This window comes from Komagataeibacter oboediens (assembly GCF_003207815.1).
GTDB lineage: Bacteria > Pseudomonadota > Alphaproteobacteria > Acetobacterales > Acetobacteraceae > Komagataeibacter > Komagataeibacter oboediens.
Genome location: NZ_NKTX01000188.1, coordinates 1 through 1,400, shown reverse-complemented (window position 1 = coordinate 1,400; position 1,400 = coordinate 1). Strand labels below are relative to the sequence as shown.

Below are 1,400 nucleotides of genomic sequence, written 5' to 3'. Positions count from 1 at the left end.
CGAACGGAGAAATCACATGAACACCACCGCGAAGTTCGGCGGACTTGGCGCGGTCATCGCGCTGCTGCTGACCGAAGTGCCCACGCAGTATGACCTGTACGTGGCCCTGTTCATCATCGCCTGCGGGGCCGCAACCGCCATGATCCCGCCGCCGCATGCAGGCAGCAAGTGGGTATGGGCCTACCAGCTCATGACCACCATCGGCCTGAACATCGGCTGGGCGGAAAACCGTCTCAAGCCCGGCGTATCGGCGTTGCGTGTATCGCGCGATGATAAGCCTGCGGCCAAGGAAGCTGTTCAGGCGCAGGGTATTCCGGTCCTGAACAAGAAGGGCAAGCCCGAAGCGGCTGCCCACTAATCGATCAACAAGGAAAACGTCATGAACCCGAACCTTTCCCGCCGGTCCCTGCTGCGCGCCGGGGCCGGAACGCTGGCGGCTGGCCTGCTGGCAGCCTGCACCACGTCCAAGTCCGGCACGACCACCACGATCACCCTGAACGTGGCCGAGGTCGTGGATTACGGCAATGCGATCCTGTCCTTCGCCAGTACGGCCATCAACGTGTCGTTCGTGGCGAGCGCAATGGGAACCGCGAGCCTGGCTCTCGCTAACACCGTGATTTCATCGCTGAAATTGGCCCTGTCTGCGTTCTCGACTGCTGCCGGGTCCAGCACGTCAGTGTCCTATAGCAGCGCCAGCGTGAAGGCGGCCTTCGACAGCATTCTTGCCGATGTGGAGAAGGTGGACACGCTGATCATTGCGGTCATCACCGGCACGGCGGCGAACCTGTCCAGCAGTGTGGTGTCCGAGGTCAAGACGGCAGCAGGGGCGGCGGAAACGCTGATTGACCTGCTCAAGGCCATGATTGACATGTCTGGCCCGCGCCTGCGTGGCGTGTCGCCCCTGAATGGGGATGCTGCCATCGGTGAAATCGCTGTCTTTGCGGCTTCGCAGGGCTGACCATAAACCCCGCCATCGCAATCCTTCTCTAGATCAGCGGCCTCATTACCGGGGCCGCTGCATCTTTCTTCCTTTACGCATATCTGGCGAGCAATTCACTATGAACCCGTCACAACTGCATGTTGTCTCCGTTTTTTCCAATAACCGGCGCTGGCGTTCGCGTGAGCGCCTTCTGCGCAAGTTCATCACGCATATGCAGGTATCTGGCGTAACCCTTACGCTGGTCGAGCATGTGATGGGCGAGCGCGACTTTGTTCTTGATCCGCACGACCCGGCTCTTGCTGGGGTCCGCCTGTTTCAGATCCGTGGTGACAGTCGGCAGGAAAACTGGCTCAAGGAGGGACTGATCCGTTATGGCGTCTCGCGCCTGCCGCCCGATGCCAAATATCTGGCGGTGATTGATGCAGATGTATTCTTCCAACGGCATGATTGGGCGATTGCA

2 protein-coding genes and 1 pseudogene are annotated in these 1,400 nt (G+C 60.2%); all 3 read left to right on the top strand.

What is annotated here, in order from left to right:
- The first annotated feature begins 16 nt into the window (after positions 1-16).
- The gene (locus tag CFR80_RS18180; RefSeq protein WP_110507853.1) at positions 17-358 is read left to right on the top strand and encodes a hypothetical protein; all 342 of its coding nucleotides are present in this window, start codon (positions 17-19) and stop codon (positions 356-358) included.
- Positions 359-379: 21 nt separating this feature from the next.
- Complete coding sequence (locus tag CFR80_RS18175; RefSeq protein ID WP_110507852.1) at positions 380-958, top strand: hypothetical protein; 579 nt, start codon at positions 380-382, stop codon at positions 956-958.
- Between the two features lie 100 nt (positions 959-1,058).
- A pseudogene (locus tag CFR80_RS18170) lies at positions 1,059-1,400 on the top strand (hypothetical protein); the annotation flags it as partial.

Excerpts from the sequence above, each read along its gene's own strand:
- CFR80_RS18175 (WP_110507852.1), top strand. The coding sequence starts at position 380 with ATGAACCCGAACCTTTCCCGCCGGTCCCTGCTGCGCGCCGGGGCCGGA.
- CFR80_RS18180 (WP_110507853.1), top strand. The coding sequence starts at position 17 with ATGAACACCACCGCGAAGTTCGGCGGACTTGGCGCGGTCATCGCGCTG.